This window comes from Saccharopolyspora sp. SCSIO 74807, from assembly GCF_037023755.1.
GTDB lineage: Bacteria > Actinomycetota > Actinomycetes > Mycobacteriales > Pseudonocardiaceae > Saccharopolyspora_C > Saccharopolyspora_C galaxeae.
Window position 1 is genome coordinate 3,024,170 of the sequence record NZ_CP146100.1, and the last position, 26,623, is coordinate 3,050,792.

Here is a 26,623-nt window from a genome sequence, read left to right on the forward strand (position 1 = left end):
GCGAAGCCGCCGCGCGGTGTTTGGCACACTGCCTGCGTGCGCGTCTACCTTGGATCTGACCACGCAGGATTTGAACTCAAGAACCACCTGGCCAAGTGGCTGGGCGAGCGCGGTCACGAAGTGACCGACGTCGGCCCGGCGGTCTACGACGCCCAGGACGACTACCCGCCGTTCTGCGTCGAAGCCGCCCGCCGCGTCGTGGCCGACGAGGGCAGCCTCGGGCTGGTCATCGGCGGTTCCGGCAACGGCGAGCAGATCTCGGCCAACAAGGTTCCCGGCGCCCGCGCGGCGCTGACCTGGAACGTCGAGACCGCGAAACTGGCTCGCCAGCACAACAACGCACTGCTGGCGGGCATCGGTGCGCGGATGCACTCGGTCGAGGAGATCGAGGAGATCGTCGAGGCGTTCCTGGGCACCGAGTTCGAAAGCGGCCGCCACCAGCGCCGCATCGACCTGCTCGCCGACTACGAGCGGACCGGGAACCCGCCGGCGCTTCCCGCGGAGTGACCATGCCCGAAGCACGCCCGGTCGCGTTGTGGACACCGCTGGTCGCCTTCGGCGCCACCGCGGCCGGGGTGCTCGTCCTCTTCTTCGCCCAAACCGCGCTCTCGCCCGTGCTGCTGGGCGGTCCGGGCGCTACCTGCACCGCCCCGGATTGCGTGCTCGGCGTCGGGCTGTGGCTGATCGTCGGCGGTTTTCTGGCGCTGTGCCTGGCATTCCTCGCGGGAATGGTGGTGGCCTTCTGGCGCCGCGGTACGACCGGCGTGGTCCGCCGCGGCCTGATCGTGGCCGCTTGCTGCGTCGCCGCCTACCTGGCCGAGTCCGTCGTGCTGTGGGTGTTGTTCTGAGCGCCTGTCTCGGGCCTGCGCTCGGCTCGGGTGTCGGCTTTTTCGAGCGGTGTCAGCCGCTTCCGCCACGTGCACAACGTAACCACCGCTGAAGGACAGGCACTGACGCGATGCCCGAAGGTCACACGTTGCACCGGCTCGCGCGGCTGCACGATGCGCGGTTCGGCGGGCACCGGGTGCGAGTGCTCAGCCCGCAGGGCCGATTCGCCGCCAGTGCGTCCGAAGTGGACGGTTCGGTGCTGGAGCGCGCCGAGGCGCACGGCAAGCACCTCTTCCACTGCTACGGCCCCGGAATCGTGCACGTGCACCTCGGGTTGTACGGGAAGTTCACCGAAATCCCGCTGCCGCCGGAACAGCCGCGCGGCCAAGTTCGGATGCGGATCGTCGGCCCGGATTGCGCGACGGATCTGCGCGGCCCCACGGCCTGCGAACTGATCACGCCGGAGGAAGTCGCGGCGCTGCGCGCCCGCCTCGGCCCGGACCCGTTGCGCGCGGACGCCGAACCGGACCGCGCGTGGCAGCGGATCGAGCGCTCCCGCACGCCGATCGCCGCGTTGCTGCTGGATCAGAAGGTCATCGCGGGCGCGGGCAACGTCTACCGCGCCGAAGTCCTGTTCCGGCACGGCATCGCGCCCTACACGCCCGGCCGGGAATTGGGCGCGCGGCGGTGGAAGCTCGTCTGGCACGACCTGGTCGAGCTGATGGCCGGCGGCGTGCGGACCGGGCGGATCGACACGGTCCGGCCGGAGCACGAGCCGGAGGCGATGGGGCGCCCGCCGCGGCAGGACCGGCACGGTGGCGAGGTCTACGTCTACCGGCGAGCCGGTGCGCCTTGCCTGATCTGTGCGACACCGGTGGTCACCGCGGACCTCTCCGGCCGCAACCTCTACTGGTGCCCCACCTGCCAGGCCTGACCGGCGCCTCAGAAGTCGAAGCCGTCGAACCCGTCGAAGCCGTCGAAATCTCCGAAGTCGCCGCCGTCGCCGAAGCCGCCCGGGTCCGCGCCCTCGAACCCGTCGGCTCCTTGGAAACCGTCGGCGTAGGCGGCCTCGGGAACGCCGGACATGCCGCCGAACAGTGCGCTGGCCAGCATGAACGACCCCGCGCCCCAGGCTCCGGCGACCAGCGCGGGCTTCCACCACGGCTGGCTGTACCAGCCCTCCGGCACCGGACGGCCCGCGACTCGGCCGCCCGGGTAGTAGTGCGGCGTCTGCTCGCTCGGCTCCGGCGAGGCCACCTGCCGCTGCCCTTCGACCTCGACGTCGCGGTGCTCGGTCACCTTGCCCGCACCGTGCCGGTCCGCGAGGTCCGGAAGTTCCGGGCCGGGGTCCATGTCCATCGCGGTGCGCGCCGCGCGCACGTAGTACAGGCCTTCCATCGCCGTCCGGGTGGTGAGCCTGCACTGCTCGGCGGTGCTCGCCTGGTCGAGCTGGGACACCGCGGCCTGGTGCCGTTCGGCGGCGTCGGCAAGCGCCTGCTTGGCGGCCTCGTTCGTGCCGACGAGGTTGAGCACCTGCCCGCCCAGCCGCTCGGTCCAGCGCCGGGCGTCGGCCTTGGCGTCGTCGAGCTGGTTGCGCTGGTACTCGACGTTCTGCCTGCGCGACCACCACACCGCGACCACGAGGACGACGGCGGCGGCGATGATCAGGATGACTGCGGTGTCCACGGTGCCTCCGAGCTGGTCCGGTCGGACAATCCCGAGGCTACTCGCGGCGGGGGAGTGCTCGGGCGGGTCAGGCGCCGAGCGGTACCTCGGCCACGGTCTCCCACTCGGAGCAGGAGTGATCCCGGTTCAGCCGCACCAGCGAGACGGCGCCGGCTTTGGCCGTGGTCGGGTCGACGTCGGTGCCGCTGAGCGTGGCCACGGCGAAGATCGCGGGACCGTCCGTGGTGGAGTACGCGAGGCTGATGTGCCGGTCTACCTCTTCCGGTTCGCCCGGGAGCTGCTCGGCGCCGACCACTTCCGCGGTCGCCTCGCGCAGCGCCGCGCGCAGTTCCAGCAGCGTGGTCTGCGGCTCGGCGGGCAGCGACAGCGACTCGGGCAGCACCACGGCGCGGTGGAACGCCAGCGACAGCGGCGCGAAACCGGTGAGCCGCCTGCGCGCGGTGTCCACCAGCCCGTCCAGCCGTTCCTGCGGCACCTCGTCGGTGAAGCCGACCTCCTGCACCAGGATGTGCATCCATTCCAGCGGGACGAGGTCGAAACCCGGCAGGTCCCGCATGGCGTACTGGTACTGGTTCACCAGGTGGCGCAGCCCGGGCTGGTCGGCGAACGGCAGCAGCCACGCGTAGCTGGTGCGGCCGGAGTGCCATCCCGGCCGCCAGCGGGCGTGGTTGCGGACCTGGTCGGCGTGCGGCAAGTCGGTCACCCTTCAAATAGTGCACTGGCGCGGGCGGTTGTGGGGCGACCTTGAGCTATCTCACGGTCGTGGTGCCCGGGTGGGAATGATCACCGGACGGCGCCGACCGATCGCGCAGCGTGTCCGCCGCGTCCGCGTTGCGCACCCGCAACGACAGCAGCAATCCCAGCGCACCGAAGGCGATCGAGGCGAGGAACGCCCCGCGGTAGGCCGACATCTGCGCCTGCACCACCGCCGACGGCACCGAGACATCCACAGTGGACGTGTAGCTTTCGGTCAATGCCACCAGAATCGTCGCACCCACCGCGGTTCCGAGTGCGGTCGCCACCTGCCTGCTGGCGTTGAACAGCGAGCTGGCCCGGCCCATCGACGCGGCGGAGATCCGCGCGAACGCGGCGGTCTGCAACGGCGTCATCAGCAGTCCCATGCCGATCCCCAGCCACACCAGCAGCACCGTCAGCAGCCAGTACGGGGTCGCGGTGTCGAGCAGTTGCAGCAGCAGCCCGACACTGATCAACACGGTGAATCCGATGAGCAGCAGTGGCCGCGGCCCGACTCTTGTGTAGAGGCGGCTGACGAGCTGGGTGGTGGCGAGCATGCTCAGCGCCTGCGGCATCAGCACGAGGCCGGATCCGAGCGGGCCGAAGCCGCGCAGGTTCTGCAGGTACAGCGGGAGCAGGAACAGCGCGCCGAAGATCGCCCCGGTGGAGCACAGCAGCAGCCCGTTGCCGGTGCCGAACAGCCGATCGCCGAGCAGGCGCAGGTCCAGCATCGGTTCCGGGGTGCGCAGTTCGCGCGCGACCAGCCCGCTCAGCAGTACCGCGGCGACGATGAGCGTTCCCCACACCGAAGGCTTTCCCCAGCCGGTCTGGGCGCCTTGATCCAGTCCGACGAGGAGGGTGGCCAGGCCGCTGCCGGCCAGCACGAACCCGGGCAGGTCGAATCTGCCGGGCCGGGACTGCTGTTCCTCCTTCAGGAACAGCACCGCCGCGAGCAGCGCGAGCCCGCCCACCGGGACGTTGATGAAGAAGATCCATCGCCAGCTCGCGAATTCCACCAGCGCGCCGCCGATCAGCGGTCCGAGCATCGGCGCGATGGTGATCGGCACGGAAAGCACGGCGGAGGCTTTGGCGCGTTCGTGCGCCGGGAAGGCGCGGAAGAGCATGGCTTGGCCGACGGGCACGAGCATCCCGCCGCCGACGCCTTGCAGGATCCGCGCGCCGATCAGCATCCAGATCTCGGTGGCGAGTCCGCAAAGCACGGAGGCGGCGGTGAACACGACGACGGCGAGCTGGAAGGTGCGCTTGCCGCCGTAGCGGTCGGCGATCCAGCCGGATGCGGGCACGAACACGGCGAGGCTGATCAGGTAGCCGGTGAGCACCCACTGCAGGGTGGCTTCGCCGACGTGGAATTCGCGGCCCAACGTCGCCAGCGCGACGTTGAGCACGGTCATGTCCAGGATCTGCATGATCAGGCCGAGCACGAAGGTGATGCCGACCAGCCACTTGTACTCGAGACGTCGCAAGCTGCGCTCCGTGTTCGCTCCGGCGGTTCCCCCAGGCCGGCCCCTCGCGCGGAGCTCCGACCTCACCCCTCCAGCATGCGCCACCCCAACGACAGCCCCAACGCGTTTATTTCCCAGCCCCAGGACCGCTCCGAAGCGCCCGGCTCACCAAGCCTTTCGCGCAACAACCACACCACCGGCATAGGTGCCGCCGTCCGCATCCCGCGCAGACGCCTCCGCCAGCCGAACCGCCCTACTCACCGGCCCCGGCGGGTCTTCGTTCCCCAAGTCCTCACCGACGAGAGCCGCCGTCAAAACCCCGCGCAGACGTCCCCGTCAGCCGAACCGCCCTACTCACCGGCCCCGGCGGGTCTTTGTCTCCCAAGCCCCCAGCAACGCCAAGCCACCGCAAGAATCCCCACGCAACCACCGCACCGTGGGGGCTTACGGGGGCTCGGCCCCCGTATGAATATGCGAAGGAGGACCGGCCCAAGCCCCGACGAGTCGGGGCAGCGGCACAGTCCTCCCACCTCCGGAGCGGGCGACGGGAATCGAACCCGCGTAGCCAGTTTGGAAGACTGGGGCTCTACCATTGAGCTACGCCCGCATGCTCGGTCGGAACTTCCGTTTTCCGGAGCTTCGCCCGGATTCCGGTGCGTGAACCCGGTTGGTGCGTGAGTCCGGGGTGTTCGCGACCTTGCGTGCCCCACTTTAACCGGTCGCGATAGGGTCTTTGCAACGCACCCGGGGGTTCCGGGGTGCGTCGCAGGTCGAACGGGGTGTGGCGCAGTTTGGTAGCGCACTCGCTTTGGGTGCGAGGGGTCGTGGGTTCAAATCCCGCCACCCCGACGTTCGAGGGAGGCGTGGTCGGTCCGGCCACGCCTCTTTGCCGTCGAGATCACGTTGCGTGATCTTTCCGGGTGACCTGTTCGACAGCTGGTAACGATGCCCGCCGGGCTCTCGATTCCGTTGGCGTGCGCTTTCACGTTGCTGCGTCGAGGGTTCTGCGTCGCGTCCGGCTGCCCGCCGTGCTGGTCGGCGCGCTGCTGGTGCTGGCGGTCGTGCTGCTGGTGGGGGTGTCGTTGTTCGTCGATGTCCCGGGAGCGCGGCCGGTTCCGCCGACGGTGGGGATCGGCACGGCGGCCACTCCGACGAACCTGGGTCCGGCGATGGTTCCGGCGTTGGGCGGCCGGTGACCCGGCGTGCGCCGGTTTTCGGGCGGTTCGGCAACCCCCGGCCCGTGCTCGGTCGCCGCGGGCAATAGACTCGGAGGTCAGCCCGGCGTGGCCGGAGCGTGCCCAGTCCCGGGCGGTGCTGCTGTCCTGGGCGTCGCTCGAGGCGTTCCGCCGGGGTCCGAAGCACGTTCGCACTAGGAGACCACGTGAAGAGCACCGTCGAGCACCTGAGCCCGACGCGCGTACGGATCAACGTCGAGGTGCCGTTCGACGAGCTCAAGCCGAACTTCGACCGCGCGTACAAGCAGTTGGCGAACCAGGTCCGGATTCCGGGCTTCCGTCCGGGCAAGGCACCGGCCCGGGTGCTGGAGAGCAGGGTGGGCCGCGCGCCCGTGCTCGACGAGGTCGTCAACGAGGCGGTCCCGGAGAAGTACCTGGAGGCCGTGAACGGCAGCGAGGTGCGCACCCTCGGCCGTCCGGAGATCGAGGTCACCAAGATCGAGGACGGCGAGCAGGTCGCGTTCACCGCCGAGGTCGACGTGCGCCCGGAGATCACCGTGCCCGCTTTCGGCGAGCTGTCGGTGACCGTGGACGACGTCGAGGCGTCCGAGGACGAGGTGCAGCAGCAGCTCGATGAGCTGCGCGCCCGCTTCGGCACGTTGACCGGCGTGGAGCGTCCGGCGCAGCAGGGCGACTTCGTCAGCATCGACCTCTCGGCCACCGTCGACGGCGAAGAGGTCGAGGACGCGCGCACCAGCGGGCTGTCCTACGAGATCGGTTCCGGCCAGCTCATCGACGGCATCGACGACGCGCTGATCGGCGCGTCCGATGGCGACACGAACACTTTCACCAGCCATCTGCTGGCGGGCGAGTACGCGGGCAAGGACGCCGAGGTGACGGTCACGCTGAACTCCGTCAAGGAGCGGCACCTGCCGGAGGCCGACGACGAGTTCGCGCAGATGGCCAGCGAGTTCGACACCGCGGACGAGCTGATGGCCGACCTGCGCGAGCGGGCGGCCCGGATGAAGCGGATGCAGCAGGGGATGCAGGCCAGGGACAAGGTCCTGGACGCGCTGCTGGAGACCGTGGAGGTGCCGCTGCCGGAGAACCTCGTCAACTCCGAGGTCGAGGCCCGCGAGCACGACGCGGTGCACCCGTTCGACCACGACGAGGAGAAGTTCGGCGAGTGGCTGGCGCAGCAGGGCCAGACCCGCGAGCAGTTCGACGCCGAGACCCGGCAGGAAGCCGAGAAGGCGGTCCGCACTCAGCTGGTGCTGGACACGATCGCCGATGCCGAGGACGTGTCGGTTTCGGACAACGAGCTGACCGAGCGGATCATCTATCAGGCGCAGCGGTTCGGCGTGAGCCCGGACCAGTACGTGCAGCAGGCCCAGCAGTCCGGCCAGCTCGGCGCGATCTACGCCGACGTGCGGCGCAGCAAGGCGCTGTTCTCGGTGGTCCGGCAGGCGACCGTGCGCGACGAGTCCGGCGGGTCGCTGGATCTGGACGAGTTGTTCGGATCGGAGACCGACGAGTCGGGCCAGCCCGAGGTCGTGCCGGGTGAGGCCGAGCAGAAGTCGGCCGACGCGGAGGGCGACGGCGAGAACGCGGAGTCCACTGCGGGCGCGAAGTCCGAGTGAGCCTTTTCCGGCACGGCGATTTCGCTGTGCGCGAAAGGAATCCGCGCTTCGTCATGGCGGAACACAAGCTCTGAGCGAACGTGGGCGGTACCGGGAAGCTGGTGCCGCCCACGTTCGTTAGGGTCGGTCGTAAGCGGATCACCGGTAACCGAAAAGTACGGCGTCCCTGGGATTCGGCGGCCGAAAGCCCGCCCGGTCCATTGTGGAAGCCCCTCATCGTGGAAGAAGGCAGGGAGACGTGACGCAGCACCTGACTGTTCCGGCGTCGTCGGACTCGACGCCGCACATGCGGTCGACGAACGGGCTCTCGCTCAACGACTCGGTTTACGAGCGGTTGCTGCGGGAGCGGATCATCGTCCTGGGCTCCCAGGTCGAGGATTCCATCGCCAACCAGATCTGCTCGCAGCTCGTCCTGCTGGCGGCCGAGGACGCGGAGCGGGACATCTCGCTCTACATCAACTCGCCGGGTGGCTCGGTCACCGCCGGGATGGCGATCTACGACACGATGCAGTTGATCAAGCCCGATGTGGCGACGGTGGCGATGGGCTTCGCCGCGTCGATGGGCCAGTTCCTGCTCTCCGCGGGCGCCACCGGCAAGCGCTTCGCGCTGCCGCACTCGCGGATCATGATGCACCAGCCTTCGGCGGGCCTCGGTGGCACGGCTTCGGACATCGCGATCCAGGCCGACGTGTTCACCAAGCACAAGCGGGAGATGGCGGAGCTGATCGCGCACCACACCGGTCAGGACGTGGAGCGGATCATCGCCGATTCCGACCGGGACCGTTGGTTCACCGCCGACGAGGCGCGCGACTACGGGTTCGTGGACCACATCGCCACCGCCGCCAACCTGCCGAGCTGACCCGCGAACCCACAGCAACGAGGAGTCACCCGTCGTGAGCTCATTCCAGCTTCCGCAGTCCCGGTACGTGCTGCCTTCGTTCGTGGAGCGCACCGCGTACGGGGTGAAGGAGTCGAATCCGTACAACAAGCTGTTCGAGGAACGGATCGTGTTCCTCGGCGTCCAGGTCGACGACGCTTCGGCCAACGACGTGATGGCGCAGCTGCTGTACCTGGAGTCGGACGACCCGGACCGGCAGATCGACATCTACATCAACTCGCCGGGCGGTTCGTTCACCGCGTTGATGGCGATCTACGACACGATGCAGTACGTCCGCCCCAACATCCGCACGGTGTGCCTGGGGCAGGCCGCTTCGGCGGCGGCGGTGCTGCTGGCGGCGGGCACCAAGGGCCAGCGCCTGGCGCTGCCGAACGCCCGCATGCTGATCCACCAGCCTTCCACCGAGGGCATCTACGGCCAGGTCTCGGACTTGGAGATCCAGGCCAACGAGGTGCAGCGGATGCGGGACCTGATGGAGTCGACGCTGGCCACGCACACCGGCAACTCCAAGGAGCAGATCCGCCAGGACGTGGAGCGGGACAAGATCCTGACCGCGGACCAGGCCCAGCAGTACGGGTTGATCGACGAGATCATGCCGTACCGCAAGCTGGCCGGCCAGTCCTGAATCGCCGCGTGGACCGCGGCCCGTCCGGGTTCTTCCGGGGCGGGCCGCGATCTTCCGGGCGGCGGTGCGCGGCGGAGTTGCGACGCCGCGCGAACGGTGGTCGCGGGGACGTTCCGCGGGGTGGGATGCTTCGCCGGGCCGTTCGCGACACGCCCGGCACGTGCGGTCCCACCCGCCTCGCCCGGCGGGTGGCGGACACTGTGAGTCTCCCCGAAGGCGGGGAGCGGCAGGTACCGTCGAAACGAGCACATACGGTCAGGCACGTCACCGGACGGCGTGCCGGAGGGGACGGGGTCAGCGGTCATGGCACGTATCGGTGACGGCGGCGACCTGCTGAAGTGCTCCTTCTGCGGGAAGAGCCAGAAGCAGGTGAAGAAACTCATCGCCGGCCCCGGCGTGTACATCTGCGATGAGTGCATCGATCTCTGCAACGAGATCATCGAAGAGGAGCTGGCCGAGGCCGGCGAGGTCAAGCTCGACGAGCTGCCGAAGCCGACGGAGATCCACGAGTTCCTGGACCAGTACGTCATCGGGCAGGACGCGGCGAAGCGGAACCTCTCGGTCGCGGTCTACAACCACTACAAGCGCATCCAGGCTGGGGAGCGCACCCGGGACAGCCGCGAGGAGAACGTCGAACTCGCGAAGTCGAACATCCTGATGCTCGGCCCGACCGGCTGCGGCAAGACCTACCTGGCGCAGACGCTGGCGAAGATGCTCAACGTGCCGTTCGCCATCGCCGACGCGACCGCGCTGACCGAGGCGGGCTACGTCGGCGAAGACGTCGAGAACATCCTGCTGAAGCTGATCCAAGCCGCCGATTACGACGTCAAGCGCGCCGAGACCGGCATCATCTACATCGACGAGGTAGACAAGATCGCGCGCAAGAGCGAGAACCCGTCGATCACCCGCGACGTCTCCGGTGAGGGCGTGCAGCAGGCGCTGCTGAAGATCCTGGAGGGCACCACCGCGAGCGTGCCGCCGCAGGGCGGCCGCAAGCACCCGCACCAGGAGTTCATCCAGATCGACACCACGAACGTGCTGTTCATCGTGGCCGGCGCGTTCGCGGGCCTGGACCAGATCGTCGAGGAGCGGGTCGGCAAGGCCAGCGTCGGCTTCGGTGCGCAGCTGCGGTCGAAGACCGAGATCGACGCGACCGACCACTTCGCCGATGTGCTGCCCGAAGACCTCATCAAGTTCGGCCTGATCCCGGAGTTCATCGGCAGGCTGCCCACCGTGGCCAGCGTGACGAACCTGGACAAGCCGTCGCTGGTGCAGATCCTCACCGAACCCCGCAACGCGCTGATCAAGCAGTACAAGCGGCTGTTCGAGATGGACAACGTCGAGCTGGAGTTCACCAGGTCGGGGTTGGAGGCCATCGCGGATCAGGCGATCCTGCGCGGCACCGGTGCCCGCGGCCTGCGGGCGATCCTGGAAGAGGTGCTGCTGCCGGTGATGTACGACATCCCGAGCCGTTCCGACGTGGCCAAGGTCGTGATCACCGAGCAGACGGTGCGGGAGAACGTCAATCCGACGATCGTCGCCCGGCAGAACACCCGCCGCGAGCGCCGCGAGAAGTCGGCCTGATCGGCTGCCCGGTCCTGCCGAAGAACCTCTTCGAACCTCGGTTTCGCGCCGCCCGATGCGCACCGCCGCGCGCGGTGCGCATCGTCAGCTCTTGCGGCGCCGCGGCACGTAGCCGCCGATGAAGTCGACGACCTCCGGCAGCGCTTTGCGGTAGTAGCGGCTGTTGTGCCCGCCGGGCGAGGTCGAGGCCACCTCCGGGTCGGCGCGGGCGATGAACCGGCGGGTGCCTTTGATGAACCGGTCGCGGGTGCCGCACCACACGCCCAGCGGAACGTCCTCGAGCGCGTCGAGGTGGCGCATGGGGTCGATGGAGGCCCAGTCCTGCTCGTCGGCGAAGGCCCGTCGCCGCGCCATCTCCGGCCAGTTGGTGATCAGCGCCGGGGACACGATCGCCGTCGCGCGCACCTGGCTGCGCAGCTCGTTGCGGCGGCGGGTGTAGAGCAGCGCGCCGAACCCGCCCATCGAGATGCCCGCCACCGCGAACGGCTGGCCGTCGGCTCCGCCGAGGCCGCGCTCACCGAGCCAGCGGGGCACTTCCTCCAGCAACATCCACATCGGGTCGTCGCCGAAGCGCTGGTGCCAGTAGCTGTTCCCGCCGCCGTCGACGGCCAGGAACGCGAACGGCGGCACGGCGCCGCTGGCAACCGCGGAGGTGAGCCAGCTGGGCACGCCACCGGCGGATCTGCGGGCGTCGCCGTACCGCCCGTGCAGCAGCAGGCACACCGGCAGCCCCTCGCGGTGCACGCCGTCCGGGAACATCGTCACCAGGTCGACCTCGCGGTTGCGAGCCTGCGAGTGCACGGTCTCGACCAGCACGTTGTCCTGCTTGGCCAGCGGGACCGCCGCCGGTTGCACCTCGGTTCCGCCGGAGTCGGCGCTGAGTCCCAGTCCGGCCGCGCCGATCCCGAGCAGGCCGGATGTGAGCATGGTGCGACGGCTCGGCATCCTGACCGACCGCGGATTCCCGCGCATGACACCTCCGGCTTCGCCTCGCTCTGAGTGTCCATCGTGCCAATGGCGCGGATCGCTACCGATGCGGCCCCGGCGGTGTCCTCAGCGGACCGCGGCCGGTTCCGGTGCGGTGACCCGCTCGGCTCCGGTGTAGACGTTCATGGAGCTGCCGCGCAGGAAGCCGACCAGCGTCATGCCCTGCTCGGCGGCCAGCTCGACGGCGAGCGAGGACGGCGCGGAGACCGCGGTGAGCATCGGCACACCCGCCATCGCGGCTTTCTGGACCAGCTCGAACGACGCCCGCCCGGAAACCATGAGCACGCTGGCGCCCAACGGCACGCGCCGTTGCAGCAGCGCCCAGCCGAGCACTTTGTCGACGGCGTTGTGCCTGCCCACGTCCTCCCGGCACACCAGGAGTTCGCCGTGCGCGTCGAAAAGGGCGGCGCCGTGCAATCCGCCGGTGCTGTCGAAGACCTGCTGCGCCGCGCGCAGCCGCTCCGGCAGTTCCGCGAGGGTTTCCGGACTGATCCGCAGCGGATCCTCGGCGGGTGAGTACCGGGTGCTCAGCCGGACCGAGTCCAGCGCGGCCTTGCCGCACACGCCGCAGGACGAGGTGGTGTAGAAGTTCCGCTCCACCGAGGTGTCCGGCGGGCTCACGCCGGGCGAGAGGCGGACGTCGAGCACGTTGTAGGTGTTGCGCCCGTCCGGACCGGGACTGTCGCAGTAGCGGGCGCTGTGCACGTCGTCCATGCCGCCGATGACGCTTTCGGTGAGCAGGAAGCCGTGCGCCAGCTCGACGTCGTTGCCGGGGGTGCGCATGGTGACCGTGAGCGCTCGGCCGTCGATCCGGATCTCCAGGGGTTCTTCGGCTGCGAGGGTGTCGGGCCGGGTGCGGGCGCCCTGCTCGGTGATCCGCAGCACGGGCCGCCGTACCGTGACACGTCCCATTGACGACCTCCTGCTCGTGCGACGCCGTTCCCGGCGATTCGACCGTCTCCTATGGTCGCAGGCCCGCGGGTGTGATCGCGCTGCTCGGGTCGCGGTCTCGCGCGCTGGTCCGTTCGGGCGTGCGGGCGGAGAAATGTGGTCGAAGCCGTGCTGTTCCGTCGTGGTTGATCGCTAGTGTTCGCTCGTAAGGCCCCAGCGAGCAAGGACCCGACATGCCCGAGAGCACCGCAACCGCCCGGCAGAACCTCCGATTCGTCGAGTCGGAGGCGCCGATCCGCGAGCCCGTCACCAAGTTCGGCGGCCAGCCCGTGTGGCTGGACGCGCCTGCCTGGCCGCTTTCGGCCAGCCAGGGGCGCCCGATGCGCTTCCTCGGGCAGATCCGGTTGCCGGGCGAGCAGGTGCGGCTGGCCTACCTGTTCCTGACCGAGGACTTCAGCGACGATCCGGACGACTTCGTCGACAACACCTTCGAGCCGGAGGGCGGGGAGAACGCGTTGTTCGCCCAGCCCGGCGAACCCGCGGACTTCTACCAGGTGGCGGGCATCGCGAAGGGGCCGACGTTCGGGCCGGACCACGCGGTGGAACTGACCCCGTTCGACGGCGAGACCTCGGTGGACGACTTCGCGAGCCGGCTGTTCGGCGAGCCGCGGTGGTTGCAGGACGAGGAAGCGCCCGACGGGCCGTTCCGCTTCCTGCTGCAGCTCGACAGCGCCGACGACCTGCCGTTCGAGGTGAACTTCGGCGATGCGGGCGTGGGGTACGGGTTCCTCGACGAGGGCAGTGGGCAGGGGCGGTTCCTCTGGCAGTGCGGCTGAGGAGGGGCGGGCTGAGGTGGGGCGGGCTGAGGAGGTCCGGCAGTGCTCGACGCAGGCCGCATGAAGGTCACTGCTCGAGCAGCCGCCCTTCGGCCAGCCGCAGCCACCGATCGGCGCCGATCTCGGCGAGGAACCGTTCGTCGTGGCTGACCACCACGAACGCCCCTCGGTAGGCGTTCAGCGCGCTTTCCATCCGGCGCACACCGGCCAGGTCGAGGTTGTTGGTCGGCTCGTCCAGCAAGAGCAGCTGCGGCGCCGGTTCGGCGCTGAGCACGCACGCCAATGTCGCGCGCAGCCGCTCACCACCGGACAGAGCCCGCACCGGCAGGTGAATCCGGGAGCCCTGGAACAGGAACCGGGCCAGCAGGTGGATGCGCTGCTGCTCGAGCATCGCTGGCGCGAAGGCGGCCAGGTTCTGCGCCACGGTGCGGTCGACGTCCAGCAGCTCCAGCTTCTGCGACAGGTGAGCGATGCGTCCGTCCACCCGTTTGGTGGCGCCGGCGTCCGGTTCCACCTCGCCGCTGATCACGTGCAGCAACGTGGACTTGCCCGCACCGTTCGGGCCGGTGAGGGCGATCCGTTCGGGTCCGCGGATCGCCAGGTCCAGGCCCTCGCCCGCGAACAGCTCGCGCCCGTCCCGCCGAACCCGCAGGCGTTCTCCGAGGAACACGGTGCGACCGGCGGGGACGTTTGTGTCCGGCAGGTCGACCGCGATCTGCTGCTCTTCGCGCAAGCCGCGCTCGGCCTCGTCGAGCTTGGCCCGCGCAGCGTCGAGGCGGGCGGCGTGCACGTCGTCGGCTTTGCCCGCCGACTCCTGGGCGCGCCGCTTCATGGCGCCCGCGACGATCTTGGGCAGGCCCGCGTCGGCGACGTTGCGGGCAGCGCTCCCGGCGCGTCGCGCGGCGCGTTCGCGGGCCTGCTGCATCTCCCGCTTCTCCCGTTTGACCTGCTGCTCGGCGCTGCGGACGTGCTTTTCGGCGGCCTGCTGTTCGACGTGCAGCGCCTGCTCGTAGTCGGTGAAGTTGCCGCCGTGGGTGCGCATCTCGCCGCTTTCGAGCTCGGCGGTGCGGTCCATCCGGTCCAGCAACGCCCGGTCGTGGCTGACCACCAGCAAGCAGCCGGTGAAGTCGTCGAGCACGGCGTGCAGCCGGTGCCGCGCGTCGATGTCGAGGTTGTTGGTCGGTTCGTCGAGCAGCAGCACTTCGGGTCGCCGCAGCAGCTCGGCGGCCAGTCCGAGGGAGATGATCTGACCGCCGCTGAGGGTGTGCAGGCGCCGGTCGAACGGGATGTCCCCGAGGCCGAGGCGATCGAGCTGGGCGCGAGTGCGTTCCTCGATGTCCCAGTCGGTGCCGATGGTGGCGAAGTGCTCCTCGTCGGCGTCCCCGGACTCGACGGCGGCGAGCGCGCGGAGCACCTCGGCTATACCCAGCACTTCCGCCACGGTGCGAGCCCCGGGGAACGACAGGTGTTGCGGCAGGTGGCCGAGCGCTCCGCGGACCGACACTGCGCCGCTGCTGGGGCGCAGCTCTCCCGCGATCAGCTTGAGCAGGGTGCTCTTGCCTGCTCCGTTCGCCGCGACGAGGCCGGTGCGGCCGCCGCCGATGGTGCAGGAGAGGTCTCGGAAAACGGGGGTGTCGTCCGGCCAGGAGAACGACAGGCCGGAGCAGGTGATGAACGCATCGGACATGCGGAAGCCCTCACGTGTGCAGCGGGCGCGCACCGAGGCGGCCCGGGAACGAGTTCGGAGACGGCGGCGCGACGGCGCGGAGGGCAGGCGGCGGTTCGTCCGGGCAGCGCTCATCGCGCCAATCCGGACTTCACACAGCGGCGCAGGAAGAATCAGGCCACACACCTGCGCTGGATCGGGCTTTCGCCCTCACTCCGCGATGTCGTCGTTCCCGAGCATGTCCGCATCTCCCTTGTCCGGGGCATTCCCTTCGCACAGTAGCAACGCGCGCAACGGCATTTTTCGGTGTCGGCGGCGCGTTCGCCGGGTATCGCTGCGGCATGGCGGAGCAAGAGCTCAGCACCTACCGGCAGAAGCGGGATCTGGAACGCTCCGGTGAGCCCGCTGGTGGTCGTCCGGGCGACCAGCCGCGCTTCGTGGTGCAGCGGCACGACGCCTCCAGCCTGCACTTCGACTTCCGGCTGGAGGTCTGCGGCGTGCTGAAGTCGTGGGCGGTGCCGAAGGGGCCGTCCACCGACCCGCGGCAGAAGCGGCTGGCAACGCCGACCGAGGACCACCCGCTGGATTACGCGGATTTCGAAGGCGACATCCCGGAGGGCTACGGCGCGGGCACCGTCGTCGTCTGGGACACCGGGCCGTACCGCAACCTCACCGAGCGCAAGGGTGAGTCCGTCGGAATGCCCGAGGGGCTGGAGAACGGGCACGTGAAGGTCTGGCTGCAGGGCGCGAAGCTCAGCGGTGCCTTCGCGCTCACGCGCATGGGCGGCAGGCAGCAGTGGCTGCTGGTCAAAGTGGACGATGAAGGTGCCGACCGGCGCCGCAACCCGGCCAAGACGCAGCCCGAATCGGTGCTTTCCGGCCGCACGAACGAAGATCTGGAGCGCTGATGGCCCGGACCGAGGACGCCGAACGGCTCGAGGTCGATGGCCGCCGGTTCGAGCTCACCCACCCGGACAAGGTGCTGTATCCGGCGGACGGCTGCACCAAGCGGGACGTGGCCGACTACCTCTGCTCGGTCGCCGCGGCGATGGTCCCGCACATGCGCGGGAAACCGTTGACGCTGCGGCGTTTTCCGGACGGCGTGCAGGCCGGCGGCTTCTTCCAGAAGGAGGCGTCCGGGCACTTCCCGGATTGGGTGCGGGTGGCGTCGGTGCCGCAGCGCGGCGAACCCGGCTCGGTGCACCACGTGGTTTGCGATGACGCGGCGACGTTGGTCTACCTGGCGACTCAGGCCACTCTGGAATTCCACATCGGACTATCCAAAGTGGAGGATTTGGACAAGCCGGTGCTGGTGGTGCTGGATCTGGACCCGCCACCGGACTGCGAACTCGGCGAACTGCGCAAGGCGGTGCGCGAGATCTGCCGCCGGTTCGACGCAGCGGGGCTGAGCCCGCACGTGCAAGCCACCGGCGGCAAAGGCTTCCACGTCGTGGCCCCGCTGACCGGCGAGCAGGGTTTCGACGAGGTCCGCGCCGCCTCCCGCGAACTCGCCGACAACGCGGTGCGCGACCATCCCGACAGGTTCACCACCGAACACCGCAAGGACCGCCGCGGCGACCGGATCTTCTTGGACACCAACCGAAACGCCTACGGCCAGACGATGATCTGCCCGTACTCGCCGCGCGCCCGCGACGGAGCCCCGGCCGCTACACCGCTGGACTCGGGCGAACTTTCCAAAGCCACGCCGCAAGGCCACGGGCTGGCGAACATGACTCGCCGCTTGGCCCGCAAAACCGACCCGTGGGCCACCATGCACCGCTCCGCCGCCCACAGCGTCACCGAGTGAACGGCCTGTTCGTCCAATCTATTCGGACGAACGGTCCGTTCACTCCTGGTGAAACGGGGCATGCGGGACGTCACTGCTCGGAAAGCCGCTCCAGGCGGACCACGATGGCCTTGGAGACCGGGGTGTTCGACTTCTCCGCGACCGAACCGAGCGGCACCAGCGGATTCGCCTCCGGATAGTAGGCGGCCGCGCAGCCCTGCGCGGTCGGGTAAGCGACGATGCGGAACCGCTCCGCGCGGCGCTCCTCCACGTTGCCATCGGCGTCCGGCCATTCGGAGACCAGATCCACCGCCTCGCCGTCGGAGAACCCGAGCGCGGCGATGTCCTTCTCGTTGAGCATCACCACGCGCCGGGCGTCCTCGATCCCGCGGTAGCGGTCGGAAAGGCCGTAGATCGTGGTGTTGTACTGGTCGTGGCTGCGCAGGGTCTGCAGCAGCAGCCGACCCTCCGGCACCCGCAGCGGTTCCGGCGTGTTGATGGTGAAGTTCGCCTTCCCCGTCGCGGTGGGGAAGGAACGGCTGTCCCGCGGCGGGTGCGGCAGCACGAACCCGTCGGGCTCACGAACACGCGCGTTGTAGTCGTCGCATCCCGGTACCACGTTCGCGATGTGCCTGCGGATGCTGTCGTAGTCGCGCTCGAACTCCTCCCACTGCGCCGGGTGCTCGTCCCCGAGCAGCTTCCGCGCCAGCCGGCACAGGATCGCGACTTCGGACAGCAGGTTCTGCGAAGTCGGTGCGAGCCGCCCGCGCGAGGCGTGCACGACCGACATCGAGTCCTCGACGGTCACGAACTGCGCGCCGGATTCCTGCTCGTCGCGTTCGGTGCGGCCGAGCGTCGGCAGGATCAGCGCGGTGCGGCCGGGAACCACGTGCGAGCGGTTCAGCTTCGTCGAGACCTGCACCGTCAGGTCGCACCCGCGCAACGCCCGTTCGGTGCCCGCGGTGTCCGGCGTTGCCGCGACGAAGTTGCCGCCCACCGCGAGGAAAGCCTGCACCTTCCCGCTCTTCATGGCCTGCAAGGTGTCCACGGTGTCGTAGCCGTGGCGGCGCGGCATCGGGATGCCGAACTCGGATTCCATGGCGGCGAGGAACTTCTCCGGCATCTTCTCCCAGATGCCCATCGTCCGGTCGCCTTGCACGTTGGAGTGCCCGCGCACCGGGCACACGCCCGCGCCCGGCTTGCCGATCATGCCGCGCATCAGCAGCAGGTTCGTGACCTCGCGGATCGTGGGCACGGCCTGCTTGTGCTGGGTCAGGCCCATCGCCCAGCAAGCGATGGTGCGCTCCGAGGAGATCAGCAGCTGCGCGATCTTCTCGATCTGCTCGCGGGACATCGCGGTCGCCTCGAGCGTGGCGTCCCAGTCGATTTCCCTTGCCTGCGCGGCGAATTCCTCGAAACCGTGCCCGTGCTGCTCGATGAACTCGCGATCCAGCACGGTTCCGGGCGCGGCCTCTTCGGCCTGCAGCAGCAGACCGGTGAGCGCCTTGAACAGCGCCAGGTCGCCGCCGAGGCGGATCTGGGCGAACTCGTCGGTCAGCGCGGTGCCACCACCGGCGACGCCGCGGGCGTTCTGCGGGTTCTTGAACCGCATCAGCCCGGCCTCGGGCAGCGGGTTGACCGCGACGATCTTGCCGCCGTTGCGCTTGACCTTCTCCAGCGAGGACAGCATCCGCGGGTGGTTGGTGCCCGGGTTCTGGCCCACCACCAGGATCAGGTCGGCGTTTTCCACGTCTTCCAGCGAAACCGAGCCCTTGCCGATGCCGATGGTCTCGCTCAGCGCCGACCCGGAGGACTCGTGGCACATGTTCGAGCAGTCCGGCAGGTTGTTCGTGCCGAAGCTGCGCACCATCAGCTGGTAGAGGAACGCGGCCTCGTTGCTGGTGCGGCCCGAGGTGTAGAACGCGGCCTGGTCCGCGCTGGGCAGCTCGCGCAGGCCGTCGGCGACCACGTCCAGCGCCGCGTCCCAGTCGATCGGCCGGTAGTGCGTGTCGCCGTCGCGCAGGATCATCGGCTGCGTCAGCCGCCCCTGCTGGCCGAGCCAGTAGTCGGTCTTGTCCGCGAGCTCGGCCACCGAGTGCGCGGCGAAGAACTCGGCGTCGACCTTGCGCGTCGTGGCCTCCTCGGCGACCGCCTTCGCGCCGTTCTCGCAGAACTCGGCGGGGCTGCGGTGCTTGTCCTCGCCACGCGGGTCCGGCCACGCGCAGCCGGGGCAGTCGAAGCCGGAACGCTGGTTGAGCAGCGGCAACGTCTTGATGGTGCGCCCTGCGCCCATCTGCTCCCAGCTGCGTCGCAGCGACACCATGACCGCCTTGACACCGGCGGCGGCGTCCTTCGGCTCGTGGGTCGACAGCGCCGACTCGTCGATGTCCTGTTCAGGTGCTCTGCGCGACATACCGCCCAGAGTGCTCTCCCACGCGCGCGAGAGCACGGGTGGGGTGTCTTGGTTCACACGAGTGGCCCAGTTCTGCCGGTGTTGGTGGAAGCGCGTTGCAGCGGGAGGCCGGCCGGTGCGCTCGGGGGCACGCAACGGCCGGCCGGCACCCCGGCCCGGAACCGGGGGAGGCGGAAGTGTCCGGGCCGGGGCCGATACGCCACTCGCCGCGTCGGGAGAAACGAGCGGTGACGTAACCTCGAGAACGGTCCCTGCCAGGTAACGGCTGGCAGGGGCCTTCAGCAGTGGCCGATCGCGAACTTCGCGCTCATCGGGCCGAGTTCGTTTTTTCCCGCGCGGCCGTACAGCAATTCGCGCACGTCGGCCAGAGCCACGCCACATCGCTGTTGACGGCTATGACGTTCAAGCCGCACAGCGTCTTGACCTCGGTGCCGGTGGGGTAATCGCTGCCTTTCGACTTCGCGGCAGTGCTGGCGTGGCGCACCTGCTCAGCAGGCACCCACGCGACGGGATGGGGCATCCACGACCTCCTGCGTCAGACCGTGTTGACGATCGTTGTCAACGATGTGTCTACAGTGTCATCGGTTGACTACGTTGAGCAATTACCCGACCGAGTGATCACCGAAAAACCCTTGTGTAGCAATAGGATCTGTTGCATGACTGTCAACACACGGACCCCGAAAGCTCGTGCTGTCGGAAGCGCACTGCGCAAGGCGCGACTAGACAACGGGATCAGCCTGCGCGGGTTGGCGACACAACTGGGCAAAGACCCGAGTCAGCTTTCCCGTTGGGAAACCGGGGAACGTGCGCCCAGGCCCACCGATGTCGCGCAGATCCTGGCTCATCTCGGGGTGACCGGCTCCGAGTACGACGAGATAGTCGAGGTTTCCGGCGGCACTCACGAACCGCGCTGGCTCGCGGTGACCCTGCCCGAGCAACGACAGCAGCTCGCCGCGACTCTCGAAGTCGAGCGAGGGGCGACGGGAATCACCGAGGTGTCCCCGCTACTGGTCCCCGGACTCCTGCAAACGCGCGAGTACGTGCACGCGATCATGTCGGCTGGTGGCGTGGACGCTGACGAAGTCGCGACACGTTCGGCGATCCGGCTCGGTCGCCGCGAGACGATCTTCGGCCAGGAGCCCGCGACGTTCACCGGTGTCATCGGTGAAGCAGCTTTGCGTCAGGTCATCGGCGGGCCGAAAGTGATGCTCGACCAGTTGAAGCACCTGCTGGAGAGCGGCGAACGCAGCAATGTGGAGATTCAGGTGGTCCCGTTCTCGACCGGCTGGCATCCGGCGCTGGAAGGCCTGTTCGCGCTTTATGAGACGGAGCAAGGGCCGGTCGTGCATCTGGAGAATCGGCGCTCCGGCTTGTTCCTGCATGAGCCCGCAGACGTGCAAACTTACCAGCAGGCGGTCGCTCGAGTCCGGGCAGTCGCCTTGAGTCCCGATGACTCTTCAGCGTTCGTGCACAGGCTCATCAACGAAATGGAGGGCGCGCGATGACAGCGGTCGAGCACCCGGTCAACTGGCGGAAGTCGAGCCGGAGTCAAAACACGATCACTTGTGTCGAGGTGGGCCGGTCGGCTCGCGGTGCGGCGGTGCGGGATACGAAGGATCGGGCTGCGGGTTACCTGACGGTGGATCGGCGGCAGTGGCGGTCGTTCCTGTCCGCGATCAAGACCGACCGCTTCTCCTGACGGCTGCGATGACCTGCGGCGTTGCCAGCGGAACCGGGGAGCGTCGCAGGCCGCGGGCAGATCGGCCCGGTGTGCGGCCGTCCTTCCGGGAACTGCCGCGAACGGTGGAGGTGAGGGCCGGGAAAGCCGTCGCGGGCGGTTCGTAGAATCGGTGTGTGACACAGACCAGCGCACCCGCACAGCCCCGTGAACTTCCGTCGAGCTGGAACCCGGCCGACGTAGAGGCCGAGCTGTACCAGCGCTGGGTAGCCGCCGAGTACTTCACCGCGGACCCGCACAGCGACAAGCCGCCGTTCTCGATCGTCATCCCGCCGCCGAACGTCACCGGCAGCCTGCACATCGGCCACGCCTTCGAGCACACCCTGATGGATCTGCTCACCCGCCGCCGCAGGATGCAGGGCTACGAGGCGCTGTGGTTGCCGGGCATGGACCACGCCAGCATCGCGGTGCAGGCACTGGTCGAGAACCAGCTGCGGGAAGAGGGCATCGACCACCGCGAACTCGGCCGGGAGCGCTTCCTGGAGCGGGTGTGGCAGTGGAAGGAGCAGCACGGCGGGGCGATCCTGTCGCAGATGTCGCGGCTCGGCGACAGCGTGGACTGGAGCCGGGAGCGGTTCACCATGGACGCCGGTCTCTCCCGCGCGGTGCAGACGATCTTCAAGCGGCTCTACGACGACGGCCTGATCTACCGGGCGGAGCGGCTGGTGAACTGGTCGCCCGCGATGCGCTCGGCGATCTCGGACATCGAGGTGGAGCACCGCGAGGTCGACGGCGAGCTGGTGTCGATGCGCTACGGCTCCGGCGACTCCGAAATCGTCGTGGCCACCACCCGCGTGGAGACGATGCTCGGCGACACCGCCGTCGCGGTGCACCCGGACGACGAGCGCTACCGGCACCTGGTCGGTACCGAGATCGAGCTGCCGCTGACCGGCCGCAAGATCGCGATCGTCGCCGACGAGCACGTGGACCCCGAGTTCGGCAGCGGCGCGGTGAAGGTCACCCCGGCGCACGACCCGAACGACTTCGAGATCGGGCAGCGCCACGACCTGCCGATGCCGACGATCATGGACGAGCAGGGCCGGATCGCGAACACCGGCACCGAATTCGACGGCATGGACCGGTTCGAGGCCCGCGTCGCGGTGCGCGAGGCGCTGCGCGCGCAGGACCGCATCGTCGCGGAGAAGCGGCCGTACGTGCACAGCGTCGGGCACAGCTCCCGCTCCAAGGAGCCGATCGAGCCGCGGCTGTCGCTGCAGTGGTTCGTCAAGGTCGGCCCGCTGGCCAAGGAAGCGGGCGACGCGGTGCGCGACGGCCGGGTCGCGGTGCATCCGCCGGAGATGGCGAAGCGCTATTTCGACTGGGTCGACAACCTGCACGACTGGGCCATCTCGCGGCAGATGTGGTGGGGCCACCGCATCCCGATCTGGTACGGCCCGAACGGCGAGGTCGTCTGCGTCGGACCGGACGAAGAACCGCCCACCGGCGAGGGCTGGCGCCAGGACGAGGACGTGCTCGACACCTGGTTCTCCTCGGGCCTGTGGCCGTTCTCCACGATGGGCTGGCCGGACGACACCGCGGATCTGCGGAAGTTCTACCCGACCAGCGTGCTCGTCACCGGCTACGACATCCTGTTCTTCTGGGTGGCCCGGATGATGATGCTCGGGCTCTACGCGATGGACGGCGTCGAGCCGTTCAAGGTGATCGCGCTGCACGGCATGGTCCGCGATCCGCACGGCAAGAAGATGTCCAAGTCGGCGGGCAACACCGTCGATCCGCTGGAGTGGATGGACAACTACGGCGCCGACGCGCTGCGGTTCACCTTGGCGCGCGGGGCGAACCCCGGTACGGACGCGCCGATCAGCGAGGAATGGGTCGCCGGGGCGCGCAGCTTCTGCACGAAGCTGTTCAACGCCACCAAGTTCGCGCTGATGAACGGCGCGCGGGTGCCCGCGGCGCTGCCCGCGCGGGCTGAGCTCACCGATGCGGACCGCTGGATCCTGGACCGCACCGACCAGCTCGTGTCCGAAGTGGACGAATTGCTGGAGGACTTCCAGTTCGCCAAGTCCACCGAGGCGCTCTACCACTTCACCTGGGACGAGTTCTGCGACTGGTACGTGGAGCTGTCCAAGGTGCAGATCGACGCGGGCGGCGACCGCGCGGAACGGACCCGCGACGTGCTCGGGCACGTGCTGGACGTGCTGCTGCGGCTGCTGCACCCGACGATCCCGTTCGTCACCGAGCTGCTGTGGACCACGCTGACCGGCCGGGAATCCGCGGTCGTCGCGGACTGGCCCGCAGCGACCGGCGAGCACGCCGACGAGGGCGCGGCGCAGCGGGTGCTCGCGGTGCAGAAGCTGATCACCGAGATCCGGCGGTTCCGCTCCGACCAGGGGCTCAAGCCGGGCCAGCGGGTGGCGGCGCGGCTCGGTGGACTCGACGCGCTCGGATTGGCCGAGCATTCGGCGGCGGTGCGTTCGCTGGCGAAGCTGAACGAGCCGGGGGAGGAGTTCACCTCCTCGGCCTCGCTGGAGGTCGGTCTCACCGGCGGGACCGTGCCGGTGGAGCTGGACCTGTCCGGCGCGGTCGACGTCGCCGCCGAGCGCAAGCGCTTGGAGAAGGACCTCGCCGCGGCGCGCAAGGAACTCGACGGCACGGAGAAGAAGCTCGCCAACCCGTCGTTCACGGACAAGGCGCCGGCAGAGGTCGTGGACAAGATCAAGGTTCGCCGGGACACCGCGCAGAGCGACATCGAGCGCATCGAATCCCGCCTGGCGGCGCTGCCTTCGGCCTAACGCTGCGGGCGACGGGCCGTTCGCGTGCTTCGGCAAGGCGGACGGCCCGTGAACCGCCCCGTCCGCCGCCGTGGCGCTGCTGTTCGCGCGGTTGCTCGCCGAATTCCTCATGCATCCACCGTGGCCGGTACGCGGCCCGCCGGGCAGTCCCGATCCACGAATCTGTGGATGGATGCGGCGCCTGTGGACAACCTCGCCTGCTGCGCGGGATCAGCGCCGCGCCCGACCGATGATGACGAGGCGAATCGGTGGTCCCAGGGCCGTCGCGGAGGTACCTGCCTCCACCGAAGTAGACTTGAGCTGGACGTTTGCGTCGGGACTGTTGTAGTCGCGGATAGGCCATCGAGGTTAGGGGAGTGCCAGTGTCCGGCACCGAATCCGGTGCGCTGCACGAGCTGCGCGTGGTGGAGGCCGAGCTCAACGAGCGCTGGCCGGAGACGAAGATCGAGCCGTCCCTGGACCGCATCAGGAAGCTCACCGACCTGCTCGCCGAACCGCAGCGCAGCTACCAGGTGGTGCACATCGCGGGGACGAACGGCAAGTCGTCCACCTCGCGGATGGTCGATGCGCTGCTGTCCCGCATCGGGCTGCGCATCGGCCGCTACACCAGCCCGCACCTGCAGCTGGCCACCGAGCGGATCAGCATCGACGGGCACCCGATCAGCCCGGAAGGCTACGTCGAGGCGTACCGCGACGTAGCTCCCTACGTGTCCATCGTGGACGCGAACAGCGACGTGAAGATGTCCAAGTTCGAGGTGCTGACCGGCATGGCGTTCGCCGCGTTCGCGGACGCCCCGGTGGAGGCCGCGGTGCTGGAGGTCGGGCTCGGCGGCGGCTGGGACGCCACCAACGTCGCCGACGCGCACGTGGCGGTGATCTGCCCGGTGGCGCTCGACCACGCCGAATACCTCGGCACCGACATCGCGGGCATCGCCAGGGAGAAGGCCGGGATCATCAAACCCGGCTCGGTCGTGGTGCTGGCCGCGCAGACCGCCGAAGCGCAGACCGCGATCATGGAGCGGGTCGCCGAGGTCGACGCCACGGTCGCCCGCGAGGGCAACGAGTTCGGTGTGCTGTCCCGCACCGTCGCCGTCGGCGGTCAGATGCTGCGCCTGCAAGGGCTCGGCGGCGTCTACGACGAGGTCTTCCTGCCGCTGCACGGCGAACACCAGGCCCGCAACGCAGCTATCGCGCTGGCCACCGTCGAGGCGTTCTTCGGTGCGGGCGCGCAGCAGCAGCTCGACCTCGAAGCGGTCCGCGACGCGTTCGCCAGCGTCATCACCCCCGGCAGGCTGGAGCGGGTGCGGGCCGCCCCGGCGGTGCTCGTCGACGCGGCGCACAACCCGCACGGCGCTCGCGCGCTCGCCGACGCGCTGAGCTCCGAATTCTCCTTCCGCCGCCTGGTCGCGGTGATCAGCGTGCTCGGCGACAAGGACGTGCGCGGCGTGCTGCGCGAGATCGAACCCGTCGTGGAGGAGGTCGTGCTGACCAAGAACGCCTCACCGCGCGCGTTGGACCCGGACGAGCTGGCCGCCACCGCCAAGGACATCTTCGGACCGGACCGGATCGTCGTCGAACCCCGCCTGGACGACGCCGTGGAGACCGCGATCCGGATGGCCGAGGAGACCACCGACGACTCCGACACCGTCTCCGGCGGCGGCGTCGTGATCACCGGCTCGGTGGTCACGGCCGGCGAGGGGCGGGCACTGTTCGGCAAGGAGCCCGCGTGACCGACAGCAGTGGTTTCTGGTCGCTGCCCACCGCGCCGGAAGGCGTGCGCGACCCGTGGAAGGGCCTGCGCGGCGTCATGGCGGGCACGCTGGTGATGGAGTTCATCACCTTCGGCCTGGCGTTGCCGATCGTGTGGCGGTTCGGTGGCGGGGTCTCCGGCGCCGGGTTCGCCATCGTGGGCCTGCTGACGGTGTTGATGCTGGTCGGCGGGTTCGTGCAGCGGCGCGCGTGGGGGCTGCCGTTCGCGCTGGCGCTGCAAGTGGCGATGTCGGTGTGCTACCTGGTGCACCCCTCGGTCGGGATCATGGGGCTGCTTTTCGTGGCGGTCTGGGCCTACATCCTCTACCTGCGCCGGGACGTGGCGAAGCGGATGCGCGAAGGCCGCCTCTACGACCAGCTCGGCCACCCCGAGGGATATCCGCCGGAGCAGTGAACCTGGCCTGATCGTGTAGTGGTGCATCAAGATGCTTTGGCGGCATTCTTAGATGCATGAGAACAACGATTGCCATCGACGATGCGTTGCTCGATCAACTCAAGGTGCGTGCTGCCCGGGAGAACACGACCGTCAGCGCGCTGATCGAAGAAGATGTGCGACTCGGTGAGCTGCGACGGGCCCAGCAGAGCGACCCGGGTCGCGGACGTTTCCGGCTCCGCGCATTCGATCTTGGTCGCCCCAACCCGGGCGTGGACCTCAACAACAACGCGGCGCTTCTCGATCTCATGGACAACGAATGATCGCCTGCGACGTGAATGTCCTGGTGAATGCGCACAATGTTGCCATGCCGGAGTACGACGCCTATTCGGCATGGCTCGAGGAAGCGCTGAACGGGACGGTTCCGGTGGGTATCCCGTCGCTGGTTTTCAGTGGATACTTGCGTGTCATCACCCACCCGCGGATCTTTCCCCGGCCGTTTCGTCCGGAGCAGGCGCTGGAGGAGATCGCTGCGATTCGGGCAGCCCCGGCGTTCGTCGCTGTCGAGCCGGGTCCACGGCACTGGGAAATATTCACGGAACTGTGCCGTAAGGCCGACGCGATCGGCAACCACGTTCCCAATGCATATTTGGCCGCTATCGCCATCGAGCACGGTTGTGAGTGGATCACGGCCGACCGCGGGTTCGCGCGCTACCCCGGACTGCGCTGGCGGCACCCGCTCGACTGACCGTTGATCGAGGAGCACCTGATCGTGT

26 protein-coding genes and 2 tRNA genes are annotated in these 26,623 nt (G+C 69.0%); 19 read left to right on the forward strand and 9 right to left on the reverse strand.

What is annotated here, in order from left to right; translation table 11 throughout:
* Positions 1-36: 36 nt before the first annotated feature.
* The 3 genes from V1457_RS13945 to V1457_RS13955 all read left to right on the forward strand — a co-directional run bounded on the left by V1457_RS13945 (position 37) and on the right by V1457_RS13955 (position 1,762).
* Positions 37-507, forward strand: coding sequence for a ribose-5-phosphate isomerase (locus tag V1457_RS13945; RefSeq protein ID WP_200070896.1), 471 nt, complete (start codon positions 37-39; stop codon positions 505-507).
* 2 nt (positions 508-509) lie between these two features.
* Positions 510-848, forward strand: coding sequence for a hypothetical protein (locus tag V1457_RS13950; RefSeq protein WP_200070897.1), 339 nt, complete (start codon positions 510-512; stop codon positions 846-848).
* A gap of 110 nt (positions 849-958) precedes the next feature.
* Positions 959-1,762 carry a DNA-formamidopyrimidine glycosylase family protein gene (locus tag V1457_RS13955; RefSeq protein WP_338604278.1) on the forward strand — a complete coding sequence of 268 codons (804 nt, stop codon included), beginning with the start codon at positions 959-961 and terminating at the stop codon, positions 1,760-1,762.
* Positions 1,763-1,770: 8 nt separating this feature from the next.
* Here the strand turns inward: V1457_RS13955 and V1457_RS13960 are convergent, their stop codons facing one another.
* The 4 genes from V1457_RS13960 to V1457_RS13975 form a co-directional block, all read right to left on the reverse strand.
* Positions 1,771-2,514, reverse strand: coding sequence for a hypothetical protein (locus V1457_RS13960; protein WP_200070899.1), 744 nt, complete (start codon positions 2,512-2,514; stop codon positions 1,771-1,773).
* Positions 2,515-2,581: 67 nt separating this feature from the next.
* A complete protein-coding gene (locus tag V1457_RS13965) occupies positions 2,582-3,217 on the reverse strand; it encodes a 2'-5' RNA ligase family protein (protein ID WP_295139611.1) in 636 nt (211 codons plus the stop codon).
* 46 nt (positions 3,218-3,263) lie between these two features.
* Positions 3,264-4,733: an MDR family MFS transporter gene (locus V1457_RS13970; protein ID WP_338604283.1), complete on the reverse strand. Its 1,470-nt coding sequence runs from the start codon at positions 4,731-4,733 to the stop codon at positions 3,264-3,266.
* A 515-nt stretch (positions 4,734-5,248) separates the two neighbouring features.
* Positions 5,249-5,319 (reverse strand) — tRNA-Gly (locus V1457_RS13975).
* A 168-nt stretch (positions 5,320-5,487) separates the two neighbouring features.
* On the opposite strand from V1457_RS13975, the gene V1457_RS13980 reads away from it, so the two are divergent.
* The 6 genes from V1457_RS13980 (at position 5,488) to clpX (ending at position 10,634) form a co-directional block, all read left to right on the forward strand.
* A tRNA-Pro gene (locus V1457_RS13980) sits at positions 5,488-5,561 on the forward strand.
* Between the two features lie 125 nt (positions 5,562-5,686).
* Complete coding sequence (locus tag V1457_RS13985; RefSeq protein WP_200070901.1) at positions 5,687-5,908, forward strand: hypothetical protein; 222 nt, start codon at positions 5,687-5,689, stop codon at positions 5,906-5,908.
* 185 nt (positions 5,909-6,093) lie between these two features.
* Positions 6,094-7,527: a trigger factor gene (gene tig, locus V1457_RS13990; protein WP_200070902.1), complete on the forward strand. Its 1,434-nt coding sequence runs from the start codon at positions 6,094-6,096 to the stop codon at positions 7,525-7,527.
* Between the two features lie 286 nt (positions 7,528-7,813).
* Positions 7,814-8,386, forward strand: a complete 573-nt coding sequence (locus V1457_RS13995; RefSeq protein ID WP_200071142.1) for an ATP-dependent Clp protease proteolytic subunit — start codon at positions 7,814-7,816, stop codon at positions 8,384-8,386.
* Between the two features lie 34 nt (positions 8,387-8,420).
* Positions 8,421-9,050, forward strand: a complete 630-nt coding sequence (locus tag V1457_RS14000) for an ATP-dependent Clp protease proteolytic subunit (RefSeq protein WP_200070903.1) — start codon at positions 8,421-8,423, stop codon at positions 9,048-9,050.
* A 303-nt stretch (positions 9,051-9,353) separates the two neighbouring features.
* Positions 9,354-10,634, forward strand: a complete 1,281-nt coding sequence (gene clpX / locus V1457_RS14005; protein WP_200070904.1) for an ATP-dependent Clp protease ATP-binding subunit ClpX — start codon at positions 9,354-9,356, stop codon at positions 10,632-10,634.
* Between the two features lie 84 nt (positions 10,635-10,718).
* Here the strand turns inward: clpX and V1457_RS14010 are convergent, their stop codons facing one another.
* Together V1457_RS14010 and fdhD are read right to left on the reverse strand one after the other, a co-directional pair.
* Positions 10,719-11,561 carry an alpha/beta hydrolase family protein gene (locus V1457_RS14010; protein ID WP_295139605.1) on the reverse strand — a complete coding sequence of 281 codons (843 nt, stop codon included), beginning with the start codon at positions 11,559-11,561 and terminating at the stop codon, positions 10,719-10,721.
* Positions 11,562-11,687: 126 nt separating this feature from the next.
* Complete coding sequence (gene fdhD / locus V1457_RS14015) at positions 11,688-12,533, reverse strand: formate dehydrogenase accessory sulfurtransferase FdhD (protein WP_200070906.1); 846 nt, start codon at positions 12,531-12,533, stop codon at positions 11,688-11,690.
* A 212-nt stretch (positions 12,534-12,745) separates the two neighbouring features.
* Here fdhD and V1457_RS14020 point away from each other — a divergent pair, with 212 nt between their 5' ends.
* Positions 12,746-13,348, forward strand: a complete 603-nt coding sequence (locus tag V1457_RS14020; RefSeq protein WP_200070907.1) for a hypothetical protein — start codon at positions 12,746-12,748, stop codon at positions 13,346-13,348.
* 67 nt (positions 13,349-13,415) lie between these two features.
* Here V1457_RS14020 and V1457_RS14025 read toward each other — a convergent pair whose 3' ends face one another.
* Positions 13,416-15,035 carry an ABC-F family ATP-binding cassette domain-containing protein gene (locus V1457_RS14025; protein WP_338604293.1) on the reverse strand — a complete coding sequence of 540 codons (1,620 nt, stop codon included), beginning with the start codon at positions 15,033-15,035 and terminating at the stop codon, positions 13,416-13,418.
* 320 nt (positions 15,036-15,355) lie between these two features.
* Here V1457_RS14025 and V1457_RS14030 point away from each other — a divergent pair, with 320 nt between their 5' ends.
* Both V1457_RS14030 and ligD read left to right on the forward strand, forming a co-directional pair.
* Positions 15,356-15,922: a DNA polymerase ligase N-terminal domain-containing protein gene (locus V1457_RS14030; RefSeq protein ID WP_200070909.1), complete on the forward strand. Its 567-nt coding sequence runs from the start codon at positions 15,356-15,358 to the stop codon at positions 15,920-15,922.
* Complete coding sequence (gene ligD / locus V1457_RS14035; protein ID WP_338604296.1) at positions 15,922-16,821, forward strand: non-homologous end-joining DNA ligase; 900 nt, start codon at positions 15,922-15,924, stop codon at positions 16,819-16,821. Before V1457_RS14030 ends, ligD begins: the two co-directional genes overlap by 1 nt.
* 70 nt (positions 16,822-16,891) lie before the next feature.
* Here ligD and V1457_RS14040 read toward each other — a convergent pair whose 3' ends face one another.
* Both V1457_RS14040 and V1457_RS14045 read right to left on the reverse strand, forming a co-directional pair.
* Positions 16,892-19,213, reverse strand: a complete 2,322-nt coding sequence (locus V1457_RS14040) for an FdhF/YdeP family oxidoreductase (protein WP_200070911.1) — start codon at positions 19,211-19,213, stop codon at positions 16,892-16,894.
* A gap of 307 nt (positions 19,214-19,520) precedes the next feature.
* Positions 19,521-19,733, reverse strand: coding sequence for a zinc finger protein (locus tag V1457_RS14045; protein ID WP_200070912.1), 213 nt, complete (start codon positions 19,731-19,733; stop codon positions 19,521-19,523).
* Positions 19,734-19,869: 136 nt separating this feature from the next.
* On the opposite strand from V1457_RS14045, the gene V1457_RS14050 reads away from it, so the two are divergent.
* The 7 genes from V1457_RS14050 to V1457_RS14080 all read left to right on the forward strand — a co-directional run bounded on the left by V1457_RS14050 (position 19,870) and on the right by V1457_RS14080 (position 26,595).
* The gene (locus V1457_RS14050) at positions 19,870-20,718 is read left to right on the forward strand and encodes a helix-turn-helix transcriptional regulator (protein ID WP_338604301.1); all 849 of its coding nucleotides are present in this window, start codon (positions 19,870-19,872) and stop codon (positions 20,716-20,718) included.
* On the forward strand, positions 20,715-20,912 hold the full coding sequence (locus V1457_RS14055) for a DUF397 domain-containing protein (RefSeq protein WP_200070914.1): 198 nt from the start codon (positions 20,715-20,717) through the stop codon (positions 20,910-20,912). Before V1457_RS14050 ends, V1457_RS14055 begins: the two co-directional genes overlap by 4 nt.
* Positions 20,913-21,067: 155 nt before the next feature.
* Positions 21,068-23,704 (forward strand): valine--tRNA ligase, encoded by a 2,637-nt coding sequence (locus V1457_RS14060; RefSeq protein ID WP_338604304.1) that lies wholly within the window; start codon positions 21,068-21,070, stop codon positions 23,702-23,704.
* 362 nt (positions 23,705-24,066) lie between these two features.
* Positions 24,067-25,434: a folylpolyglutamate synthase/dihydrofolate synthase family protein gene (locus V1457_RS14065; RefSeq protein ID WP_200070916.1), complete on the forward strand. Its 1,368-nt coding sequence runs from the start codon at positions 24,067-24,069 to the stop codon at positions 25,432-25,434.
* Positions 25,431-25,868, forward strand: coding sequence for a DUF4233 domain-containing protein (locus tag V1457_RS14070; protein WP_307850097.1), 438 nt, complete (start codon positions 25,431-25,433; stop codon positions 25,866-25,868). Before V1457_RS14065 ends, V1457_RS14070 begins: the two co-directional genes overlap by 4 nt.
* 56 nt (positions 25,869-25,924) lie before the next feature.
* Positions 25,925-26,170, forward strand: coding sequence for a CopG family transcriptional regulator (locus V1457_RS14075; protein WP_295143270.1), 246 nt, complete (start codon positions 25,925-25,927; stop codon positions 26,168-26,170).
* Positions 26,167-26,595 carry a type II toxin-antitoxin system VapC family toxin gene (locus tag V1457_RS14080; RefSeq protein WP_200070918.1) on the forward strand — a complete coding sequence of 143 codons (429 nt, stop codon included), beginning with the start codon at positions 26,167-26,169 and terminating at the stop codon, positions 26,593-26,595. Before V1457_RS14075 ends, V1457_RS14080 begins: the two co-directional genes overlap by 4 nt.
* Positions 26,596-26,623: the final 28 nt, after the last annotated feature.

What these genes read in the sequence shown, in the direction of transcription:
- V1457_RS14020 (WP_200070907.1), top strand. Translation starts at nt 12,746, where the DNA reads ATGCCCGAGAGCACCGCAACCGCCCGGCAGAACCTCCGATTCGTCGAG.
- V1457_RS14010 (WP_295139605.1), bottom strand. Translation starts at nt 11,561, where the DNA reads ATGCTCACATCCGGCCTGCTCGGGATCGGCGCGGCCGGACTGGGACTC.
- fdhD (WP_200070906.1), bottom strand. Translation starts at nt 12,533, where the DNA reads ATGGGACGTGTCACGGTACGGCGGCCCGTGCTGCGGATCACCGAGCAG.
- V1457_RS14040 (WP_200070911.1), bottom strand. Translation starts at nt 19,213, where the DNA reads ATGTCGCGCAGAGCACCTGAACAGGACATCGACGAGTCGGCGCTGTCG.
- V1457_RS13995 (WP_200071142.1), top strand. Translation starts at nt 7,814, where the DNA reads ATGCGGTCGACGAACGGGCTCTCGCTCAACGACTCGGTTTACGAGCGG.
- V1457_RS14080 (WP_200070918.1), top strand. Translation starts at nt 26,167, where the DNA reads ATGATCGCCTGCGACGTGAATGTCCTGGTGAATGCGCACAATGTTGCC.
- V1457_RS14025 (WP_338604293.1), bottom strand. Translation starts at nt 15,035, where the DNA reads ATGTCCGATGCGTTCATCACCTGCTCCGGCCTGTCGTTCTCCTGGCCG.
- V1457_RS14045 (WP_200070912.1), bottom strand. Translation starts at nt 19,733, where the DNA reads ATGCCCCATCCCGTCGCGTGGGTGCCTGCTGAGCAGGTGCGCCACGCC.
- V1457_RS14055 (WP_200070914.1), top strand. Translation starts at nt 20,715, where the DNA reads ATGACAGCGGTCGAGCACCCGGTCAACTGGCGGAAGTCGAGCCGGAGT.
- clpX (WP_200070904.1), top strand. Translation starts at nt 9,354, where the DNA reads ATGGCACGTATCGGTGACGGCGGCGACCTGCTGAAGTGCTCCTTCTGC.
- V1457_RS14030 (WP_200070909.1), top strand. Translation starts at nt 15,356, where the DNA reads ATGGCGGAGCAAGAGCTCAGCACCTACCGGCAGAAGCGGGATCTGGAA.
- V1457_RS14050 (WP_338604301.1), top strand. Translation starts at nt 19,870, where the DNA reads ATGACTGTCAACACACGGACCCCGAAAGCTCGTGCTGTCGGAAGCGCA.
- V1457_RS13950 (WP_200070897.1), top strand. Translation starts at nt 510, where the DNA reads ATGCCCGAAGCACGCCCGGTCGCGTTGTGGACACCGCTGGTCGCCTTC.
- ligD (WP_338604296.1), top strand. Translation starts at nt 15,922, where the DNA reads ATGGCCCGGACCGAGGACGCCGAACGGCTCGAGGTCGATGGCCGCCGG.
- V1457_RS14075 (WP_295143270.1), top strand. Translation starts at nt 25,925, where the DNA reads ATGAGAACAACGATTGCCATCGACGATGCGTTGCTCGATCAACTCAAG.
- V1457_RS13955 (WP_338604278.1), top strand. Translation starts at nt 959, where the DNA reads ATGCCCGAAGGTCACACGTTGCACCGGCTCGCGCGGCTGCACGATGCG.